Raw genomic sequence first — 19,235 nt, forward strand, 5'->3', positions numbered from 1 at the left:
CTGATGTAGAATGGCTTATTCATTGTATGGTTGCCGTAGGTGGGCCGAGGGCTTGCTACATGCGGTATTTTGCAACGAAACTGCAACCATAACAGCCATACAAAGCAAGTGATATGCTAACGATTAGCAGCAAAGCATCAGCCAGGGATGAGCCTTTTTTAGTGCTTGAGAGCTGAGTGAGGTTACCTTGACCGCGTTACAACAAGCCGTTGAGTTCTTAATTAGAAAAATTCAACAATCCGCACCGACAACTCAACGATTAATGGTAAAGCTGGAGCTTCCGGCAAATACCGACTTGATAGACTGGCTAGACAGCCAGCCGCTGTTTCCTAAATTCTATTGGCAGTCACGTGACGGACGCGAAGAGGTCGTTGCGCTTGGCCAAATCAAAACCTTTACCGATCCGAAAGCTGCCGAGAAAATCTTGGCCCCCGAGCAACGCATCTGGGGTGGCCAGTCCTTTGACGGACGAACGGCACGCAACCAGCGTTGCCTCCCGTCGTTCTTTTTCCTGCCTGTGGCCGAGTTGGCCCGGACGGACGGTGACTGGTATCTTGCTGTCAATATCTCTCCAGAATCAACAAGCAAGGTGCTTTCAGCCTTGTCTCAGCTCAGCATAGAATCGAGTGAGGTGTTGGAGATAAAGAGCAAGATCCTTGGCCGGACCTATTCGCCAGATTTCTCTGGTTGGTCGACAATGATCAGCAACGCCCTTGAGGCGATCTCCCAAAAAGTATTCGAAAAAGTGGTTTTGGCGCGTAAGACAACGCTAACACTCGATACACCCGTTGCGCCTGCTCAGCTGCTGAAGGCCAGCCGGAGCAGCAATCATCACAGTTTTCACTTTATGATGGCCCTTGATGCCAAGCACTGCTTCGTCGGCTCGACTCCCGAGCGACTGTTTTTGCGTCAGGAGAGAGCATTGCTGACCGAGGCGGTGGCGGGAACGATCGGACGGGGCAATAGCCCTGCGGAAGATAACCGGTTGGCACAATGGCTGCTTGATGACAATAAGAACCGGTATGAAAACCGCCTTGTGGTTGATGATATTGTCAGTCGCCTCGAGGCATGCTGCGATACCATGAATGTGGCTGAGACCCCAGAACTGATCCGGTTGCGCAAGGTTCAGCACCTCAAGCGAGGCATCGATGCCCAGCTCAACAGCGACGTAGACAGTGCGGACTTGCTGGAAAGCCTCCAGCCGACAGCGGCGATTGCCGGTTTGCCCCGCGACAAGGCATTGGATTTTATCACCGAGCACGAGCCGTTTGCCCGAGGTTGGTACAGCGGTTCGGTTGGTTTTCTCAGCCAACAGCGCAGCGAGTTCTGCGTGGCAATTCGCAGTGCGCTGATTATGGGCGACCAGCTTCATCTGTTTGCTGGCGCCGGGATTGTCCCTGGCTCGACCGCCGATAGCGAATGGAAGGAGTTGGACCGGAAAACCTCAACCTTGTGCAGCCTGTTCGGTAGTGATGAAACGGATTGGGAGCGCAAGACGGCATGACAGTTGCGACTTTACCGCAGGGGCTCGAAAGCCGGGCTGCCTTGAACCAACTATGGGCAAGTTTGATGCTCGAAGAGCTTTTCAGGTTGGGTGTCAAACATATCTGTATTGCTCCGGGCTCACGCTCGACCCCGTTGACGCTGGCGGCGGCCCGTCATGGCGGATTGACCGTCCATACCCATTTTGACGAACGCGGTCTCGGATTTCTCGCGCTGGGGCTGGCAAAGGCCAGTGACCAGCCGGTGGCAGTCGTTGTGACTTCCGGTACGGCGGTGGCCAATTTGCTTCCCGCTGTTGCCGAGAGCGGCCTGACCGGTGAGAAGTTGGTCCTGCTTACCTCTGACCGTCCTACCGAGCTGATTCAGTGCGGGGCCAATCAGGCTATTCGCCAGCATGGTATTTTTTCCACCCATGTGACGGCCTTTGAAGATATACCTTCCCCTACGATGTCGATCAGTCCAGCATGGCTGTTGTCTACAGTGGACAAAGCGATGCAGCAGCAGGCTGTACGTGGTGGTGCCGTTCATTTCAATTGCCATTACCCTGAGCCGCTGTATGGCTGTGAGCAGGACTTTTCGGATTACCTTCAGCCTGTTGCCCGCTGGCAATCCTCGTCTTTGCCGCTGACGGTTTATCCGTCTCCGATGGCGGGGTGTGCCGTGCCTGCGTGGCAGGATTGCGTGTCGCGCAAGGGGGTACTGGTGGCTGGGCGGATGGCGCCGGGCGAGTTGGCGCAAGTCAAGGTGTTGGCAGAGGTTTTGGGCTGGCCGGTGTTGGTGGATCCGCAGGCAGGGGGAACCAGTGATTGGTTCGGTTTTGACGTTTGGATGCAAAATGCCGCGTGCCGAGCGAAACTGGCCGAAGCCGAGGTGGTGCTCCAGTTTGGCGGGCGTTTGGTATCGAAACGCCTTGGTCAGTTTATTGCGTCCAACCCGTTACAGCACTACTGGCTGGTGGATCCGCTGGATGTGCCGCTTGACCCGAGTTTCCGTTGTACCTTGCGGCTACAGGCGGGTATCGCACAATTCGCTGCCGCGATGGCCTCTGAATTGATGCAGGCAGGCCTGTGCGGTGAGCATCATGGTTGGGCGGATTCACTGAAAGCTGCCGCCTTGCGTTGCCAGCAATTGGCCTCTGATAAAAACGGTGGCTTGAATGAGTTGGGTCTAGCTGCCGAAATGATGGAGTGGGTGCCGCAAAACACCACGGTCTTTTTGGGTAACAGCCTGATTGTGCGTTTGCTTGATATGCTTGCGCAAATGCCGGAAACCGCTACTTTTGCCAATCGCGGGGCCTCGGGGATAGATGGCTTGATTGCCACTGCTGCCGGGGTGCAGCGGGCGCAGTTGGCACCGATGCTGTGCGTACTTGGTGACACTTCGCTGCTTTATGATTTGAATTCGCTGGCGCTGTTGCGCCAGCAGGATTTCCCGTTGGTGGTACTGGTGACCAATAACGATGGCGGGGCGATTTTCGATATGCTGCCGGTCCCTGAGCAGGAAAAGGCACAGTTCTACCGAATGCCCCACGGGTTAGACTTTAGTCATGCCGCCGCAATGTTCGGGTTGGATTATGTTTGCCCGGCAACGCTGCAAGATGCTCAGCAGGCTTGTGAGCAGGCATTGGTAAACTCAGGTACAACGGTTATTGAAATTCAGACCCCAGCCGGTGACAGCGGCAGCCGCTTGCAGGCGTTGTTTGCCGAGGTCCGCGATGCCGTATTGCTCTAGTCGGCTTTATAGCGAGTCATTTGGTTGGTCGTCACCGTTGGCGGTAGAGCGTCCGGTTCTGGTTTTTCTTCATGGTTTGTTGGGAAACGGGCGCGACTGGCAACGAGTGATTGCTGAGATGGCGACGCACTGGCCATGCCTGAGTATTGATTTGCCGGGGCACGGGCACAGCAAATGGTGCCGTGCAGATGGTTTTGATGATGTCTGCCGGCAATTATCGGCGACGCTGCGTGCGCGAGGCATCCGCCGTTATGTCTTGGTTGGCTATTCGCTGGGCGCTCGGATCGCAATGTATTATGCCAGCTGTTATCTGCCCGCTGAAACCGATAGCGAGGCAGGTGGCGAGGCAGGCGGCGAGGTCGATAACGAGTTCGGCCCCCCACGGCTTGCAGGCTTGGTTGTCGAAGGCGGGAATTTCGGTCTGCCGGAGATTGAGCGTGAGCCTCGCTGGAAAAATGATCTGTGCTGGTCGCGGCGATTTGCCACCGAGTCGCTGGATTCGGTGCTGGCGGACTGGTATCGACAGCCGGTTTTTTTATCTCTCAATGATGACCAAAGACAAGGTTTTATCGCCAAACGCAGTGATAACCTTGGGGTTGCTATAGCACATATGTTACAGGCTACATCGTTGGCCAAACAGCCGTTTTTGCTGCCACTTTTGACTGGGCTGACGATGCCCGTGCATTACATTTGCGGCGAGAACGACACCAAATTCAAAACTCTGGCAAGCCAGTCTGCACTTGACCACTCGGTGATTGGCGGAGCGGGGCACAATGTCCATGCCGAACAACCCGATGCGTTCGCAGGCACCTTGCGGCAGATATTAATCAATAAGATGGAATGAATAATGCGTAGTGCAAAACTCTACCAATACCAGTTGCCGATGGATAGCGGCGTGATCCTGCGAACTCAGCGATTGGTTAACCGTGATGGTTGGATTGTCGAGCTTAAAGACGGTGAGTGTACTGGCTATGGTGAAATTGCCCCCTTGCCGGAATTCAGCCACGAGACGGCTGAGCAAGCCGGTGAGCAGGCCAAAGCACTGCTGGCCCAGTGGGTGGCTGGTGAGGCATGGGATCTAGAGTCAGCAATGCCTTCTGTTGCGTTTGGCCTAAGCATGGCTGCCATGACGTTGGCTGGCGAACTGCCGGAAGACGGTAACTATCAGGTTGCCCCGCTGTGTGCCGGTGACCCTGATGATTTGGTGATTGCCCTCAATGAAATGGAAGGGGAGAAGGTCGCTAAAATCAAAGTGGGTATGTACGAAGCGGTTCGTGACGGCATGGTTGCGAACATGTTTATCGAGGCTATTCCGGGTGTACGCCTGCGTCTTGATGCCAACCGTCAGTGGACGCCATTGAAAGCCCAGCAGTTTGCCAAGTATGTGAAGCCCGAGCACCGCGGTGGAATCGCGTTCCTCGAAGAGCCGTGCATGAACCCTGCCGACAGCTTGGCTTTTGCCCAAGAGACCGGCATTAATATCGCATGGGATGAAACGGTACGCGACGAAGGCTTTGAAGTGAAGGCTGAACCGGGTGTTGCGGCAATTGTTATCAAGCCGACCTTGGTGGGAAGCGTGGCGCGCTGTATCGACCTTATTGCGCAGGCACAGGCCGTGGGTCTTGTCGCGGTGGTGAGTTCCAGTATGGAAAGCAGCCTTGGCCTTAATCAGTTGGCACGTCTTGCCGCATGGCAGACCCCGGGTGTTATTCCTGGGTTGGACACCATGCAGCTGTTCATGGCCCAGCTTGAGATGCCGTGGCCGGGTTGCGAATTGCCAGTGACGTCATTGGCGTCGTTGCCGGTTGTTTGGCAAGCCTAACGGTACGGTTTAGGGCAATTTATAATAAGTAAAGGTAAGTAATGGCGGAAGTGATTGAATCCCATTTCCCGACCTGGCCCTGGCAGTATTGGGCAGCAGAGCGGCCCTCAGCGGTCGCTCTGTCGTTTGATGGCCAGTCGTTTGGTTGGGCGGAAGTTGCTCAGCGGGTGGATGATTATGCCCAGGGGCTGATCGAACAGGGGGTGAAGCGCGACCAGCTCATCGCGGTTGTGGCTGCGAATTCTGTGTCTGTGGTTTGGTTGCTGTTGGCGACACTGCGCGTCGGAGCCCGGATTGTGGTTCTTAACCCGCGTTTTTCTGCGGTGGAACTGGAGCGTCAATTAGCTGCATTGGCCTGTGATTTTGTGTGGTATCCGTCGAAACAAGCTGGCGTACCATCGGGATATACCCGGCTGCAATTATTGCCGGCCAAACAGCCAAGGCTGGTGCCCGTGACATGGCAGCCGACGCGAGCGGCAACCTTGACGTTGACCTCTGGCTCGACAGGATTGCCAAAGGCCGTGGTGCATTCGGCCCAAAACCATTTGAGCAGTGCCGAGGGCTTGCTCGAACGGATGGCGTTTGATGCCGACGACAGTTGGCTGTTGTCATTGCCGCTGTTCCATATTTCTGGTTTGGCGATTGTATGGCGCTGGCTGCTGCGTGGTGCCCGGTTGGTATTGTGCCCGCCTCAGCAGTTGGAGCAATCGTTGGCCGACGTTACCCATGCTTCCTTGGTGCCTACCCAGCTTCAGCGGCTACTGGCTGGAGGAAGGCCGACTAATTTGGCGTTGAAACGGGTCCTCCTCGGCGGAGCTGTGATCCCGGTGAGTTTGACTGAACAGGCCAGAGCGGCTGGAATCGAATGCTGGTGCGGCTATGGCATGACCGAAATGGCTTCGACGGTCACGGCTAAACTGGCTGATCAGAGCACGGGGGTTGGCTATGTATTGCCTAACCGTAATGTGGCGGTGAGAAATGGTGAGGCATGGGTGAGCGGTGCGACGCTCTGCTTGGGATATTACCGTAATCGGATGATTTTCCCCGCTGGTGAAACCGAGTTTGACGGTGTGCGTTGGTTTGCGACTAAGGATCTGGCCTTCTGGCAGGATGAAGAGCTGCATATTTCCGGCCGTGCTGACAATATGTTTATTTCCGGTGGCGAGAACATTCAGCCAGAAGAGATTGAAAAAGTTCTGATGGCTCACCCTGAGGTCGATCAGGTGTTCGTTTTGCCTGTCGAGGACCATGAGTTCGGGAGCCGTCCGGTGGCGCTGGTGGCCTCGGGGCAACCGTTCACATCTGAGTTGGCCGAGCGGCTGGCGGATTATATGGCCGAGCAGGTTAGCGGCTATCGTCGGCCTGTACGTTATCTGCCGTTACCGGAGACATTGGGTGGTGGGATAAAAATATCGCGTGCCATGCTCGCTCAGTGGCTGACGACGCAGTAATTCTTATTATCTTGCTATTATTGCCAAAAAGGCCAGCTCTTGGGAGCTGGCCTTTTTATTTATCTGCTTATATCCGCTTATTCGCAATGAAGAGCCGTTATCGACTTTCGCCACGTAGCTGGGCTACCTGTTCGCGTAGGGTTGCGCTGTCGGCATCACTTGCATTGATTGGGCTGCCGAAAACAATATTGATTTTCGACCAGAAACGCTTTGGCCGTTTCAGCAGGGCCTTGCCGCCTTCGCGACTGAAATAGCTGCCCCATAGCCCCTGTAGGGCGACGGGGATCACCGGCACGGGGCTGCGCTTGATAATGAGGTCGATACCGCGCATGAAAGGGCCAATTTCCCCATCGTAGGTAAGCTGCCCTTCGGGGAAGACGCAGATTACCTCTCCGAGCTCTAGCCGTCGGTTTACTTCAGCGAAGGCTTTCATTATCGAGCGACGGTCTGTGGCATCGATTGGGATCACCTTGCACTCCCGGCAGAAGGTCTTGATCAGGGGCAAGTTGTAGATATCCCTGTCCATCAAAAAACGGATGGGGCGCGGGCAGGCCCCGGCCAGCAGCAAGGCATCCATGTAGCTGACATGGTTGCAGACAATAAGCGCGCCGCCTTTGGCCGGGATATTGGCCAGATTTTGGTGCTCGACCCGGTACATGGTGTGGCTGACCATCCATACCAGAAATCGCCAGAAGAAATCCGGAGCCTGGATATAGATATAGATTGTCACGCCGAAGTTAAGCACGGAGAGAAACAGGAAAAACTCAGGGATATTGAAGCCGAGGACGGAGAGGAAAACAATCCCGGTAATGGCACTGGCCACCATGAATATGGCATTCCAGATATTGTTGGCGGCAATAATCTGCGAGCGTTCACTGTCTTTGGCACGCTGTTGCATCATGGCATATAACGGGACGATGAATATCCCGCCTGAAACGCCTAGCATCATCAGGCAAACAAAGACCGAGAATAAGTCGGGATGGCTGATAAATTCGATAAACCCGATATTCTCCGGCATTGAGCTCGGGGTGGAGAACATCAGCCCGGCACCGAAGACCGTGATCCCCAAGCTGCCCAAAGGGACGATGCCCGGTTCGATACGGTGTCCTGAAAGGCGGTCGCAAAGCAGTGAGCCAACGGCAATTCCAATCGAAAATAGGGCCAGTAGGAACGAGACCGCCGCGGCATTGCCGGCAAGGTGCAATTTGGCAAAGTTCGGGAATTGGGTGAGGTAGCACGCGCCGAGGAACCAGAACCAACTGATCCCCATCACGCATTGGAAGATGACTTTGTCTTTACGTGCGATAGCCAGCGTGTGTCGTGTTTGCTTTATGGGTTGCCAGCGGAAGCTGCCGTGCGGATTGCTTGGCTTGGCTTCGGGGATCCACCTTGATGTCAGATAGCCGAGTACCGCAAAGGTGACAACGCTTATAGCGGCGATAATGTTGGCATCGGCCTGGTTGGCAATCATGCCTGCAATCAGAGTACCGAGCAGGATGGCTAAGAATGTACCGGTTTCAACCAGTGCATTGCCAGACACCAGCTCTTCTTTTTTCAGGTGCTGTGGCAGCAGGGAATATTTTGCCGGCCCGAAGAATGCCGATTGAGTCCCCATAAGAAATAATAAGATGAGGAGAATGGCATAGTTTTCACTGATCAAGGCCAGTGCTGCCAGTGACATGATAACCACTTCGGCCATTTTGACTACCCGCATAATTACGGCTTTGTCATACATGTCAGACAGGACTCCGGCACTTGCCGAGAACAGGAAGAAGGGCAGGATAAAGAGCCCTGCAGCCAAGTTGATGATCAGATCGCTCTCAAACGGCAGGGCACTAGGCGCAGCAAAGGCAATCAGTAGCAGCAGGACATTTTTATAGACATTGTCATTGAATGCCCCAAGCGCCTGAGTGAGGAAGTAAGGCAGGAAGCGCCGTTTGGTCAACAGGCGAGATTGGGGCTTTTCCGACATCACAGGCTCCGCTTACCCTTTCCAGACATTAAGGTAAGTTGTCAGCAAGTTGTCGATGAGCGCCTTGCCGTCTACTGGTACTTCGGTAAACAACTTGTCGTCGACAGTCAGCAGGGTAATACCGTGAACACCCGCCCACAAGACCCGGCTTGCCGCCAGAACATCGGCGTCATTGATGTCGGGGTTGATCTGGCTGATCAGGGTTTCCAGCATTCCCGTCATATTGTTGATACGGTCTGACTGCCAATCTGGCAATTCTTCACCGTTCATTGTGTGCTGGAAAATAAGCTGCCATCGGTAAGGGTTGCGGCTGGCAAAATCGAGATAGCAGTAGGCGAGCTTTCGCAGTGCTTCTTCCGGCGAGGTAGCGGTGGCCATTTCGGCTTCGGCCTCGGCGAACAGCTCATCGAGTGTCTGGGCGACAGCATGAAGCAGAAGCAGGTTGTAGTTGCCGAAAATATTGACCAGCGTGCTCGGTACGTAGCCGATCATCGCGGCAACTTTACGCAGGCTGAGTTCGTGGTGAGGGTGCTCGGAAAGGAACAGCTTTACTTGTTCAAGGGTCATGCTTACCAACTCTTCCCGAGTATGGTCATTTCGTCTTGCCATTGAATTATCAACTCTTAATCGTTCAATTTATTATCTTGCCCAGCCTCAGTCCGGTTAGCGCAGAGACATCGTCAATATAGAACATTGTTCGATATTTTAGTTCGAACGCTTGTTCTAGGTCAAGGGCTGGGCTTATATCCCACAAGGTTTCGGCTGATTTCTTGGCAGCCTGTGAGGGCTATCATATCAGCGTGTATTGAGCGTCGTGGTCGACGGGTTAGCGTCGTAGGCTCTCGCTATTTTTGATGGAGACCTGCTCGTTGAGTGTCCAGAAATCGACTAGGACACCGATCAGGAAGAAGCCTGCTGTACATAGGTATAGCAAACCTGTTAGCCACTTGCCCATATAGAAGCGGTGGAGGCCGAAGATCCCTAGAAACGTCAGCAGTAACCATGCAACGGTATAGTCGTAAGGGCCAGCTTGGAAGCGCAGGTCAGCTTCTCTGTCCATCGAAGGGATCAGAAATAGGTCAATTAACCAACCTATGCCCAGTAAGCCAAAGGTGAAGAACCAAATCGTGCCGGTAACCGGTTTGCCGTAATAGAAGCGATGGGCGCCGAGGAAGCCGAAGATCCATAAGAGGTAACCGATGAGTTTGCTATGTGTATCTTGGTGCATTACTTATTTCTCCTGAGGTGACAGCCGGTTGGGTCAGCCTAATGGCGATTACCGGTTATGGCGAGCGGCTGCCATATAAATATTAGTAACAATTTGCTTTTGTGGTTTAGTTGACATTCAGTCAAGGATGTTTACGATGCAGCTACGACTATAAGGCAAAGGTATGCATTGATATGAAACGCATCTTCACCATTTTTGCCCTGATACTGACAGTGTCCTTCGCGGCACCGCACGTTGAGGCTAAAAAATTCGGTGGCGGCAAATCATTCGGTAAAAGTTTTAAAACGGCACCGGTGAAAAAGCAGCAACCGCAACAAACTGATACCCTAAAACAACAACAACCTACCGCGAATCAGCCTGCTAAGTCTAGCAAGAAAGGGCTTATGGGCGGTCTACTTGGCGGCTTGTTGGCCGGTGGCTTGTTGGCAGCCTTCTTCGGCGGGGCATTCGATGGCATTCAGTTTATGGATATTCTGATCATCGGTTTGCTGATGTTTGTGGTATTCAAGATTTTCAAAGCACTGCGTGGTTCAAAATCGACACCGATGGGACACCGCGAAGCGTATGCGGGGAACTCTCCCCAGCAGCAGCAACAAGCCCAGCAATTCCGCCAGCAGGCGAATGCCGGTCAGGAAAGCTATGTGTCGACAGACAGCGAAGTGCCGTTCAACTTGCCTCCAGGCTTCAATATGAACGCATTCCTGAATGGTTCGCGTGAACATTATCGTACGATTCAGGGAGCTTGGAACCACAATGAACTGGGTAAAATCCGTGAATACGTAAGCCCGGCATTGTTCGATGATCTCGCGGCAGAGCGCGCCAAGCTAGATGGCGAGCAGCATACTGAAGTCATGTATGTTGACGCCGAACTGGTACGTGCCGATTACAATGCGAGCATGGCTCAGTTGAGTATCCAGTTCTCCGGCCGCTACAAAGACCGTGCTGAAGGCGTTGAGGAAGAGATCACTGATGTGTGGCACCTTGAGCGCGATTTAACCAAGCCAAATGCACCGTGGTTGATTGTGGGTATTCAGGCGTAAGCCGTTCTCATCAATACCAATAATGGTGTAGCCGCAAGACAAAAGCCGTCCCTAGCAGGGCGGCTTTTTGTTTTTTTGATCTTCCTCTCTCAAAAAATCAATGAGATATGATCTGACCACCTATTATTCGTGCGCCAAGACGCTACTATTAATGCAGGTTAAGAAACAAATGAGAGAATGCTATGCCTTATAATGCAGACCTAATGCACGAGATGAACCTGCTGGTAAAGTTCCCGATGCACAGTGAACGAGAGGGGATTAAAGTTCGCAGCGATGCCGCGCCTGAAACGGTAGCAGCAGCCAAGCGTCTTTATGCCAAGGGGCTGGTAACTCAAGAAGATGGCGGCTATTTGACCTTTTCCGGCCATCAAACCGTTGAGCATGCAAAAGCAGCGTTACGTATTCTGACTGGTAAAGTCGACGTTGCCTAAATTTCGCTAACTGCGAGAGAGTCTTCAGGCCTGATGAGCAAATCATCAGGCCTTTTTGTTTCTGGTACCATTCGAAGAGTACGATGGGTATCAGGTAATATTTTCCAGTTCGGTGATGGTATCAAGCGCTTCTTGGTTTGATGTGCCGCATACCGATGGGCAGGGTTTGAAGTGTCCGCAGACTTTAGGCCGTTCCGGCTTGCCAAATAGCTTGCACAGATTATCGTCGTTAAGCTGAATGCAACGCACGCCAGCCGGTTTGCCATTGGGCATCCCAGGAATGGGGGAGGAGATACTCGGGGCTATACAACAGGCACCGCACCCTAAACGGCATTCCATAACTCACCTACACTGTAATTTTAAGGGAGCGAACGTTATCACCCTTGGGCGTTCGGATCAAAAATTTGTCGTTGTTTGTCTGCCAAATAAGAATGAATTTTATTACAACGCCGGTTTGGCGGCATTTGGCCATAAGTGCTTGCACTTTGCTGGGCTGGCGGCTATAACACCGCCTCACCATAGCGCTTGGCCAAGTTGGCAGGCAGGATGAAGACAGAAGGCGATGTAATGACACACTACTGGCAAGAAAAAGATTTGAAGGATATGACAGATCAGGAATGGGAAGCCCTGTGCGACGGTTGCGGTAAATGCTGCCTGCATAAGCTGATCGATGACGATACCGATGAAATCTACTACACCAATGTTGCCTGTAGTTTGCTCGACAGCAAGACTTGTTCGTGCAGTGATTACCTGAACCGTTTTGAATCAGGCGAAGAATGCCTCAAGCTGACCCGCGAACGTATCGATGAGTTCGTATGGCTGCCAGATACTTGTGCATACCGCTTATTGGCTGAAGGCAAAGGCCTACCAGAGTGGCACCCGCTGATCACCGGTTCTAAAGACGCGATGCATGCAGCTGACGAGTCGGTTAAAGACAAAGTCGTCTACGAAATCGATGTGATTGATTGGGAAGACCACATTCTGAATCATCCAAATCGATAACAGATAATTTAATATTGTCTAAGTGTCAATGATATAGGGTTTCTAGTCTAAACCGTGTATTGACATTGAATGCCGCCATGTTGTGGCCACTCTTGTGGCAACAACATGGCGGCATTTTTTATTGGCGATATTTACCCTAAAATCATTTTTGATTTTGGTAACAGACGTAGAATCGCGGCAATTACCAGACAGATGGTAAATGTAATTAGAGAAATGGAGATAATAGAAATCATAGCCGGTAAATGGATGTGACCGGTAACAAAATGAGTGACTTTCTCTAGCACAAGCACATGAACAAAATAGATGATGAATGTGCGATCAGAGATCCAGTTAAGAACCTTCGCTGTTTTTTCTTTGGTCTTTAGTTGGCTAAAGAGAACAAATAGCGAAACAGAGGCAATGAAAATGGTTGGGCAGAAGTTACCGTAAGCCGTTTCTAGTGGCCTGTTGGCTTTGTCGGAAATAAACCAAGTAATTAAAAATGTACTTACTACCGCGCCTACAAAAACAATGAAGGCGAGCATTGTTTGTGGTTTGCCGAGTTCTTTATGGGATGAAAGGTATGAAAAGAGTAGGCCACCAATCAGGAAATAGCCTGCATGCCCCAAAAAACCAGTGAGGTGCATGAGGTTTATTTCTGGCATGTAAATAAACGTTGGCAAACAGTTAATGGTAAACCAGAGAACCAAAAAATAAATTTGGTAGTCTTTCCTTGATAGTAGTGCATTGAAAATACACTGCAGGATTGGGAGTAATAGATATACGCCAATTAAAGAATAAACGAACCATAGATGATACATTGAGTTTTTTTTGAATACACTTAATACATCAATGTCTTGGCCGGTATAATGTGAAATATAAGCAAGGTATCCAATGCTCCAAACAAATAATGGAATCGCTATTCTTGCTGTTCTTTTAAATACACATTTCAGGCTGGTATAACTGCCGTCAGTCTTTAAAATAAAGGCGCCGGAAAGCATGAAAAATAATGGGACTGAGACACGAACAAGAGAATCTAGAAGGTTGACAGAGAGCCACTCATCGGTGGATATTGTGCCAAATTTGTAAAAGTTTCCTATACAAGCGTGAATAATAATAACGCCGAAAGTGGCAAATATCCGGCATGAATCTGCCCAAGATAGTCGGGTGTACATATTTATAACATTCCTTCGTGTATGTATATTACTTATTTATCAGTATTTATACGCTTAAATAAAAATAATCCGACCGGGTCATGCCCGGTCAGATGGAGTCGAAAATCAAGGCGTGGAATTAACGGCGTGCGTTTTCCAATATCTCGATGATTGGCGCGGCCTTGTTGTGGCTGCGGATTTCGGCAAAGAGTGCTTTGGCCTGCGGGTATTGCTGGCGCAGGTAGCTGAACCACTGTTTGATGCGGTTGGGGTAGTAAAGCCCTTTGTCGCCTTTGATCTCGTAGGTGGAGTATTTTAACAGCAAATCAAGCACGGCGGGCCATTCCATTGCTTTTTCATCGTATTTAACGACATTGCCCAGGTTGGGCAGGTTGATTGCGCCTCGGCATACCATGAGCGAGTCGGTATGGGTAGCGGCAATACAACGTTGTCCGTCCTCGTAATTCCAGATCTCGCCGTTGGCCACTACCGGGATCTTGATAGCTTGCTTGACCTTGGCGATGTAGTCCCACTTGATGGTGTCGGCACGGTAACCGTCTTCTTTGGTGCGGGCGTGGATGACGATCTCGTCGGCACCGGCTTGGGCGACGGCATCGGCAATTTCGAAGCATCGATTAGGATCATCCCAGCCGAGACGAACCTTGGCTGAAACCGGGCGACGGCAGTCGACGCCATCTCGCACGTTTTTGACGATTTGGTACATCATCTCGGGGTCTTGCAGCAAAACGGCTCCGCCACGGCTCTTGTTAACCATTTTGGCCGGGCAGCCAAAGTTGAGGTCAACACCGGGTGAGCCCAGTTCGACGGCCCTGACGGCATTTTCGGCCAGCCAGTGCGGGTCTTGCCCCAGTAATTGGATTCGAACGGGGGTGCCCGATGCCGTTTTTCCGCCTTGATACAGTTCGGGGCACAGGCGATAGAAGACACTCTTGTTTAGAAGCTGATCAACAACCCGGACAAATTCTGTCACGCACAAGTCATAGTCATTTATTTCGGTCAGCATCTCCCGCATCAGGTGATCGACTACACCTTCCATCGGGCCTAAAATTACTCGCATCGAACTCTCTCGGCTGGCGAACAGTAACCTCTTGCTGACCGCTGTGTTGGGCAACAACTCCCATTGGGAATGCATTACACAACGGGCCTGAAACAAGATGATCCGGGCTCGTGATAAGAGCCGCAAAGAGGTCTGTTCTGATCACTGTTGGGAGCGCGATTCTAGTTGTTAAGTGTTTACTTGTCTAATAACTTTCGGCCGGACACGATCACAACCTCAGGCAGTTTGCGGCGAGTTGCCGAGATAGCCAGCTCGATCATCCGCTTGGCGACCTGTTCAGCTGGAATCGGGGTGAAGTTGGCGAGCGGGCCAATCATCAGCGGGTGTAGGGATGCAGATAGGCGTTGGATCGCCAGTTCATCCTTGCGGGGAATATGGCGTTCGCCTTTCAACGGGCCGGGACGGACGAAAATACAGGTTTCGAAGCCGATATTTGTGACGGCTTTTTCCATTTTCCCCTTACAGCGTAGGTAATGGGCAGGGGAGTGGCGGCAGGCCCCAAGACTGGAAATGACGACGATATGCTTTACACCGAGCATTTTCATTGACTTGGCGACGTCCCTAACCAAGGTAATGTCGACGGCCTCGAGTGCTTGTTGAGAACCCGCTTGTTTTTTAGTGCTGCCCAAGCAAATAAAGCCGAGCGTCGGCGTGGGATCGTGCTCTTCCCAGTGATTTATTCGCAGGGCTGGGTCAAGAATTTGCTTCAGCTTTTTGCTTTGGTAGGGCAATTCCCGGCGAGACAGGGCATAGACGTTATTGATGTCATCATTGCGCAGCAGTAAGTGGATCAATTCTTCGCCGACCAACCCGCTGGCCCCGGCAATAATGGCATGTTGTCCCGTCATTCTATTCATCCTGATTGGCTTGAATGGGGTACTTTTTGCCACTGTTCGTAGGTGTTTTCAATATCTTTGTCGCTAACGCCCTCATTTTTCTGTCTTAGCTCAAATTATGCACAGCCAGTAATAATTGTTTCACGGGTCGGCCAAATCGGGGAAGTCAGGTATAATCAGCATTAATATTTAAGACGCAACGAGATATCGACCATGACACATCTGCTGTCTTTGCCACAAGATTGGCAAGGGATGCCTGCTACTTTCATCGAAGGCGCGCTGCTTGCAGCAAATGCCAATCCGAAACCGCTTGAGCCAGAAGCCTGGCTTCCCCTGTTGATCACAGGCGGTGTTGACGAGGATGAAGCTATCGAACTGGGTCATGATGACAAAATGGCAATCCTGAACCATTTTGAACTGCAATACCGCTATATCAAAGCTGGCGAGTTTGTATTGCCCGCTGAACTGCAGTGGGATCCGGAGACAGGGCTTTGCGATGCACACCGCGAATTTGCCGAAGGTTTCTTGACGGTGTGGCCTTGTATCGAGCCTGGTTGGGCCGATCAGCCATTGTCCGACGGTACGATGCGTATGCTGTCTGCGCTTATTACAACGCTGATGTTGATGCTGGATGAAGAGGCAACGCTGGCACAAATGGAAGATGCGGGCGTAACAGGGATGCCTCAACCTACAGATCTTTATTGCCAATTGCCACTGATGCTAACCGAAGTGGTGATGGCGGCAGATGAGCTGCAAGTCGGTGCCAAGTCACAGGCGGTGAACCCGTTTAAAGAGACCGGGCGCAATGATGACTGCCTGTGCGGCAGTGGCAAGAAATTCAAGCATTGCTGCGGCCAGTAATGGAAAGTCGTTGTCAGAAAGTCATCCTGGTCGTGGCCGGGGTGATTGAAAAAGACGGTAAGTATCTATTGGCCCAACGGCCTGAACACGGTAGTCAGGCTGGATTGTGGGAGTTTCCCGGCGGCAAAGTCGAAGCCGGAGAGACCCCTGAGCAGGCATTGGAACGCGAGTTGACCGAGGAGCTGGCTATCGCCACGCATACGGGACGTTTCTTGGCTGACAGTGTTTTTGACTATGGCGATAAGGTTATCCATTTAAAAGGATATCTTTCCCATTGGCTGTCGGGAGACTTGGTACTGCATAGCCATCAGGATGCCCGTTGGGTGGAGGCCGATCAGATAGCGGCATACTCGCTCTGCCCGGCTGATTTACCGATTGTTGATGCATTGCTGGTTTAGTCGTTGAGAGGCGGCCAAAGGCGAGATTGAGCGCAGCAAGGATAAAAAAAAGCAAGAGGTTACCTCTTGCTTTTTTATTGCGCTGAACAGGCCGAGTTAGCAACGGCTGTTCGTGATTTGGCGAGTTATTTTTTTCTCGCGCCGAAGAATTGGGCGATAACAATAATAGCCAGAGCGACCAAGTTGGCGGCAAAGATGATTTCAAGCCATTGCGGCATGGATAGCCCCAAGAACTGCCATACGATTTTGCCGCAGTCGCCAGTAGCTTCGAAGAACCAAGGTGCCCACTCGTTAAGCGGCGCCCATGCAGGGAAATTAACATTCAGGGCACAGGTTGCTGACCACGGGTTGGTAGGGAATTGGTAGGCAACATGCTCGGTTGACAGAATAAGGCCCTGATAGGCGCCAAATCCCCAGCCTGCGAGCCCTAACCAGCGAAACAGGGCGTTTTGAGGGGCAATAAGGCCGATGATAGCGGCAATACCGATACCGGTCATGGCAACGCGCTCATAGACACACATTACGCAAGGCTCTAGCTTCATCCCATGCTGGAAGAACATTGCACATGCTTCGAAGAAGACAATGAAAGCGAGCAGCAGACCCCAAGAGAGACGGCTTTTGGAAAAGTTGTATAAAAATTGCATTGTCGGTTCCTAATTACTCTTTTTTCACGGGCTGTTTGCCAGGGCATTGTGATGGTCAACAGCCAATGTGCTGTTTGGTCATACTAATATATTACAAAGCCCTGAATAAACAGGGCTTTGATAGTTAACAGACCATGAAATGTGAAAAAGATTCCATTAATGTCCAATTACGGGCGCAGCATGACTAGCTGCTTCAGCTGCGGTTTGGGCCAGCCATCCCATGTCGTAGAACCAGTGGGTCATAGGGACTAGGGTAAATTCAATGCAGGCCAAGCCAACCAGAGACAGCACGATGGTGTATGGCAGAGCCATGTAGACCATACGACCGTATGACAGGCGAATCAACGGTGCCAGCGCAGAGGTCAGCGCGAACAAGAACGCTGCCTGTCCGTTAGGCGTTGCCACTGACGGCAGGTTGGTACCTGTGTTGATGGCAACGGCTAGCATGTCGAACTGCTCTCGGCTGATCGCGCCGTTAAGTAGGGCAGATTTAACCTCGTTGATGTAAACGGTACCGACGAATACGTTATCCGATACCATCGATAGCAGGCCGTTGGCTACATAGAACATGGTCATTTGGCTGTTGCCTTCCATGCTGAGTACCCACTGAATGATCGGCGCGAACAGCTTCTGGTCAATGATCACGGCTACGATAGAGAAAAATACGGCCAGCAACGCGGTGAACGGTAGGGCTTCCTCAAAGGCCTTGCCCAAAGCGTGCTCTTCGGTAATACCGGTGAACGAGGTCGCAAGGATGATAACGGTCAGGCCAATCAAGCCTACAGCAGCGAGGTGCATTGCCAAGCCGACAATCAGCCATACGGCAATGATGACTTGAATGATCAGTTTTGCGTAATCAAGGTTAGTGCGTTGTTTGCGTTCTTCGTTGTCGAATTCAACGAGGATCTGACGAACGTTTTCTGGTAGCTCTGTACCGTATCCGCAGATTTTGAATTTCTCAACCAGTATACAGGTGGTTAGGCCACAGACGAAAACGGGTAGGGTGACTGGCGCCATTCGCAGGATGAATTCACCGAACATCCAGCCAGCCTGATCGGCAATGATCAGGTTTTGAGGTTCGCCGACCATAGTGGTTACGCCGCCAAGGGCGGTACCGATACCGGCATGCATGAGTAGGCTGCGTAGGAAGGCACGGTAGTTTTCCAGATCATCACGGCTGACTTCGAGGATGTGATTGTCAGAAGTATGGTCGTGGGCTGCGTGTGGTTCCTGACCAGATGCCACTTTGTGGTAAATGCTGTAGAAGCCAACAGTAACGCTGATTACAACGGCAATAACTGTCAGGGCATCAAGGAATGCAGACAGGAATGCCGCCATGACACAAAACGCCAGCGACAATAGGATTTTCGAGCGAATGCCAATCAGTATCTTGGTGAAGATGTAGAGTAGCAGTTGCTTCATGAAGTAGATGCCGGCAACCATGAAGATCAACAGCAAAAGTACTTCGATATTGGCAACGATTTCGTGTTTAACCATTTCCGGGCTGGTCATGCCTATCGCAACAGCTTCTATTGCAAGTAGGCCGCCGGGCTGAAGCGGGTAACATTTCAGCGCCATTGCCAAGGTGAAAATGAATTCAACGACCAGTAGCCATCCTGCTACAAAAGGGTCGACAAGGAAAAATACGATAGGGTTAATAATGAGGAATGCAATGATTGCTACCTTATACCAATCAGGGGCTTTGCCCAGAAAGTTCTTGATAAAGGCGTTCCTTAGCGAAATTGCCATTTTTGAGTCTCTTAAAAAAATAAAAAGTGCAAAAGGGATGGCTGCGAGCTACTTTGCCTTTTTAGTCCGAGAGCATCGACCAAGAGAGTGTTCAGCTTGGTTATGTGTTCTTTTAGAGACCCTCTAAGCTAAAAACCATGTCCATAATGGTGTTTAACTTAAAGCAGGCAGCAGCATCCATACAGCTCCCAGTGATAGATCGAGCTAACTCTACCGTGTGATCTTGATCAGTCAAGCGGTTATAGTTGAACTTATTTAACTTTGTGAAACTTGATCAAGAAACGAGGTGTTAATACGGTATTTTCTCGATTTTATGAAATATATGCTTACAAATTTCATAATGCGTTGCGCTAGGT

Annotated in this window: 19 protein-coding genes; 10 read left to right on the forward strand and 9 right to left on the reverse strand. The window is 51.4% G+C overall.

What is annotated here, in order from left to right:
* The first annotated feature begins 187 nt into the window (after positions 1 to 187).
* The 5 genes from ACSF8X_RS07135 to menE are packed head-to-tail and all read left to right on the forward strand — an operon-like array spanning position 188 to position 6,507.
* Positions 188 to 1,504, forward strand: coding sequence for an isochorismate synthase (locus ACSF8X_RS07135; RefSeq protein WP_047880095.1), 1,317 nt, complete (start codon positions 188 to 190; stop codon positions 1,502 to 1,504).
* Positions 1,501 to 3,234, forward strand: coding sequence for a 2-succinyl-5-enolpyruvyl-6-hydroxy-3-cyclohexene-1-carboxylic-acid synthase (gene menD / locus ACSF8X_RS07140; protein ID WP_500851028.1), 1,734 nt, complete (start codon positions 1,501 to 1,503; stop codon positions 3,232 to 3,234). Before ACSF8X_RS07135 ends, menD begins: the two co-directional genes overlap by 4 nt.
* The gene (gene menH, locus ACSF8X_RS07145) at positions 3,218 to 4,078 is read left to right on the forward strand and encodes a 2-succinyl-6-hydroxy-2,4-cyclohexadiene-1-carboxylate synthase (RefSeq protein WP_500851029.1); all 861 of its coding nucleotides are present in this window, start codon (positions 3,218 to 3,220) and stop codon (positions 4,076 to 4,078) included. Before menD ends, menH begins: the two co-directional genes overlap by 17 nt.
* A 3-nt stretch (positions 4,079 to 4,081) precedes the next feature.
* Positions 4,082 to 5,056, forward strand: coding sequence for an o-succinylbenzoate synthase (gene menC, locus ACSF8X_RS07150; RefSeq protein WP_500851030.1), 975 nt, complete (start codon positions 4,082 to 4,084; stop codon positions 5,054 to 5,056).
* 41 nt (positions 5,057 to 5,097) lie between these two features.
* Positions 5,098 to 6,507, forward strand: a complete 1,410-nt coding sequence (gene menE / locus ACSF8X_RS07155) for an o-succinylbenzoate--CoA ligase (protein ID WP_500851031.1) — start codon at positions 5,098 to 5,100, stop codon at positions 6,505 to 6,507.
* A 97-nt stretch (positions 6,508 to 6,604) separates the two neighbouring features.
* On the opposite strand, the gene ACSF8X_RS07160 is transcribed toward menE, so the two are convergent.
* From ACSF8X_RS07160 to ACSF8X_RS07170, 3 genes are all read right to left on the reverse strand, one after another.
* A complete protein-coding gene (locus ACSF8X_RS07160) occupies positions 6,605 to 8,479 on the reverse strand; it encodes an MFS transporter (RefSeq protein WP_500851032.1) in 1,875 nt (624 codons plus the stop codon).
* 12 nt (positions 8,480 to 8,491) lie between these two features.
* The gene (locus ACSF8X_RS07165) at positions 8,492 to 9,088 is read right to left on the reverse strand and encodes a TetR/AcrR family transcriptional regulator (RefSeq protein WP_047880089.1); all 597 of its coding nucleotides are present in this window, start codon (positions 9,086 to 9,088) and stop codon (positions 8,492 to 8,494) included.
* A gap of 217 nt (positions 9,089 to 9,305) precedes the next feature.
* A complete protein-coding gene (locus ACSF8X_RS07170) occupies positions 9,306 to 9,707 on the reverse strand; it encodes an NINE protein (RefSeq protein WP_047880088.1) in 402 nt (133 codons plus the stop codon).
* 173 nt (positions 9,708 to 9,880) lie between these two features.
* Here ACSF8X_RS07170 and ACSF8X_RS07175 point away from each other — a divergent pair, with 173 nt between their 5' ends.
* Together ACSF8X_RS07175 and ACSF8X_RS07180 are read left to right on the forward strand one after the other, a co-directional pair.
* The gene (locus ACSF8X_RS07175) at positions 9,881 to 10,747 is read left to right on the forward strand and encodes a Tim44 domain-containing protein (RefSeq protein WP_500851033.1); all 867 of its coding nucleotides are present in this window, start codon (positions 9,881 to 9,883) and stop codon (positions 10,745 to 10,747) included.
* 182 nt (positions 10,748 to 10,929) lie between these two features.
* Positions 10,930 to 11,178: a TIGR02647 family protein gene (locus ACSF8X_RS07180; RefSeq protein WP_047880086.1), complete on the forward strand. Its 249-nt coding sequence runs from the start codon at positions 10,930 to 10,932 to the stop codon at positions 11,176 to 11,178.
* Positions 11,179 to 11,268: 90 nt separating this feature from the next.
* Here ACSF8X_RS07180 and ACSF8X_RS07185 read toward each other — a convergent pair whose 3' ends face one another.
* Positions 11,269 to 11,517 (reverse strand): YkgJ family cysteine cluster protein, encoded by a 249-nt coding sequence (locus ACSF8X_RS07185; protein WP_084722359.1) that lies wholly within the window; start codon positions 11,515 to 11,517, stop codon positions 11,269 to 11,271.
* A gap of 228 nt (positions 11,518 to 11,745) precedes the next feature.
* On the opposite strand from ACSF8X_RS07185, the gene ACSF8X_RS07190 reads away from it, so the two are divergent.
* Positions 11,746 to 12,180: a YcgN family cysteine cluster protein gene (locus ACSF8X_RS07190; protein ID WP_084722365.1), complete on the forward strand. Its 435-nt coding sequence runs from the start codon at positions 11,746 to 11,748 to the stop codon at positions 12,178 to 12,180.
* A gap of 131 nt (positions 12,181 to 12,311) precedes the next feature.
* On the opposite strand, the gene ACSF8X_RS07195 is transcribed toward ACSF8X_RS07190, so the two are convergent.
* The 3 genes from ACSF8X_RS07195 to ACSF8X_RS07205 all read right to left on the reverse strand — a co-directional run bounded on the left by ACSF8X_RS07195 (position 12,312) and on the right by ACSF8X_RS07205 (position 15,239).
* Complete coding sequence (locus ACSF8X_RS07195; RefSeq protein ID WP_500851034.1) at positions 12,312 to 13,334, reverse strand: acyltransferase; 1,023 nt, start codon at positions 13,332 to 13,334, stop codon at positions 12,312 to 12,314.
* A gap of 118 nt (positions 13,335 to 13,452) precedes the next feature.
* On the reverse strand, positions 13,453 to 14,391 hold the full coding sequence (dusC, locus tag ACSF8X_RS07200) for a tRNA dihydrouridine(16) synthase DusC (protein WP_047880082.1): 939 nt from the start codon (positions 14,389 to 14,391) through the stop codon (positions 13,453 to 13,455).
* Positions 14,392 to 14,567: 176 nt separating this feature from the next.
* Positions 14,568 to 15,239 carry an NAD(P)H-binding protein gene (locus ACSF8X_RS07205; protein ID WP_500851035.1) on the reverse strand — a complete coding sequence of 224 codons (672 nt, stop codon included), beginning with the start codon at positions 15,237 to 15,239 and terminating at the stop codon, positions 14,568 to 14,570.
* 201 nt (positions 15,240 to 15,440) lie between these two features.
* On the opposite strand from ACSF8X_RS07205, the gene ACSF8X_RS07210 reads away from it, so the two are divergent.
* Both ACSF8X_RS07210 and ACSF8X_RS07215 read left to right on the forward strand, forming a co-directional pair.
* The gene (locus tag ACSF8X_RS07210) at positions 15,441 to 16,088 is read left to right on the forward strand and encodes an SEC-C metal-binding domain-containing protein (protein ID WP_500851036.1); all 648 of its coding nucleotides are present in this window, start codon (positions 15,441 to 15,443) and stop codon (positions 16,086 to 16,088) included.
* The gene (locus ACSF8X_RS07215; RefSeq protein WP_047880079.1) at positions 16,088 to 16,486 is read left to right on the forward strand and encodes a (deoxy)nucleoside triphosphate pyrophosphohydrolase; all 399 of its coding nucleotides are present in this window, start codon (positions 16,088 to 16,090) and stop codon (positions 16,484 to 16,486) included. The genes ACSF8X_RS07210 and ACSF8X_RS07215 overlap by 1 nt, the downstream gene beginning before the upstream one ends.
* A 125-nt stretch (positions 16,487 to 16,611) precedes the next feature.
* On the opposite strand, the gene dsbB is transcribed toward ACSF8X_RS07215, so the two are convergent.
* Both dsbB and nhaB read right to left on the reverse strand, forming a co-directional pair.
* Positions 16,612 to 17,130, reverse strand: a complete 519-nt coding sequence (gene dsbB / locus ACSF8X_RS07220; RefSeq protein WP_047880078.1) for a disulfide bond formation protein DsbB — start codon at positions 17,128 to 17,130, stop codon at positions 16,612 to 16,614.
* A 156-nt stretch (positions 17,131 to 17,286) separates the two neighbouring features.
* Entirely contained in the window at positions 17,287 to 18,879 is a 1,593-nt protein-coding gene (gene nhaB / locus ACSF8X_RS07225) for a Na(+)/H(+) antiporter NhaB (protein ID WP_047880077.1), read from the reverse strand.
* Positions 18,880 to 19,235: the final 356 nt, after the last annotated feature.

It is taken from the genome of Photobacterium panuliri (genome assembly GCF_059920555.1).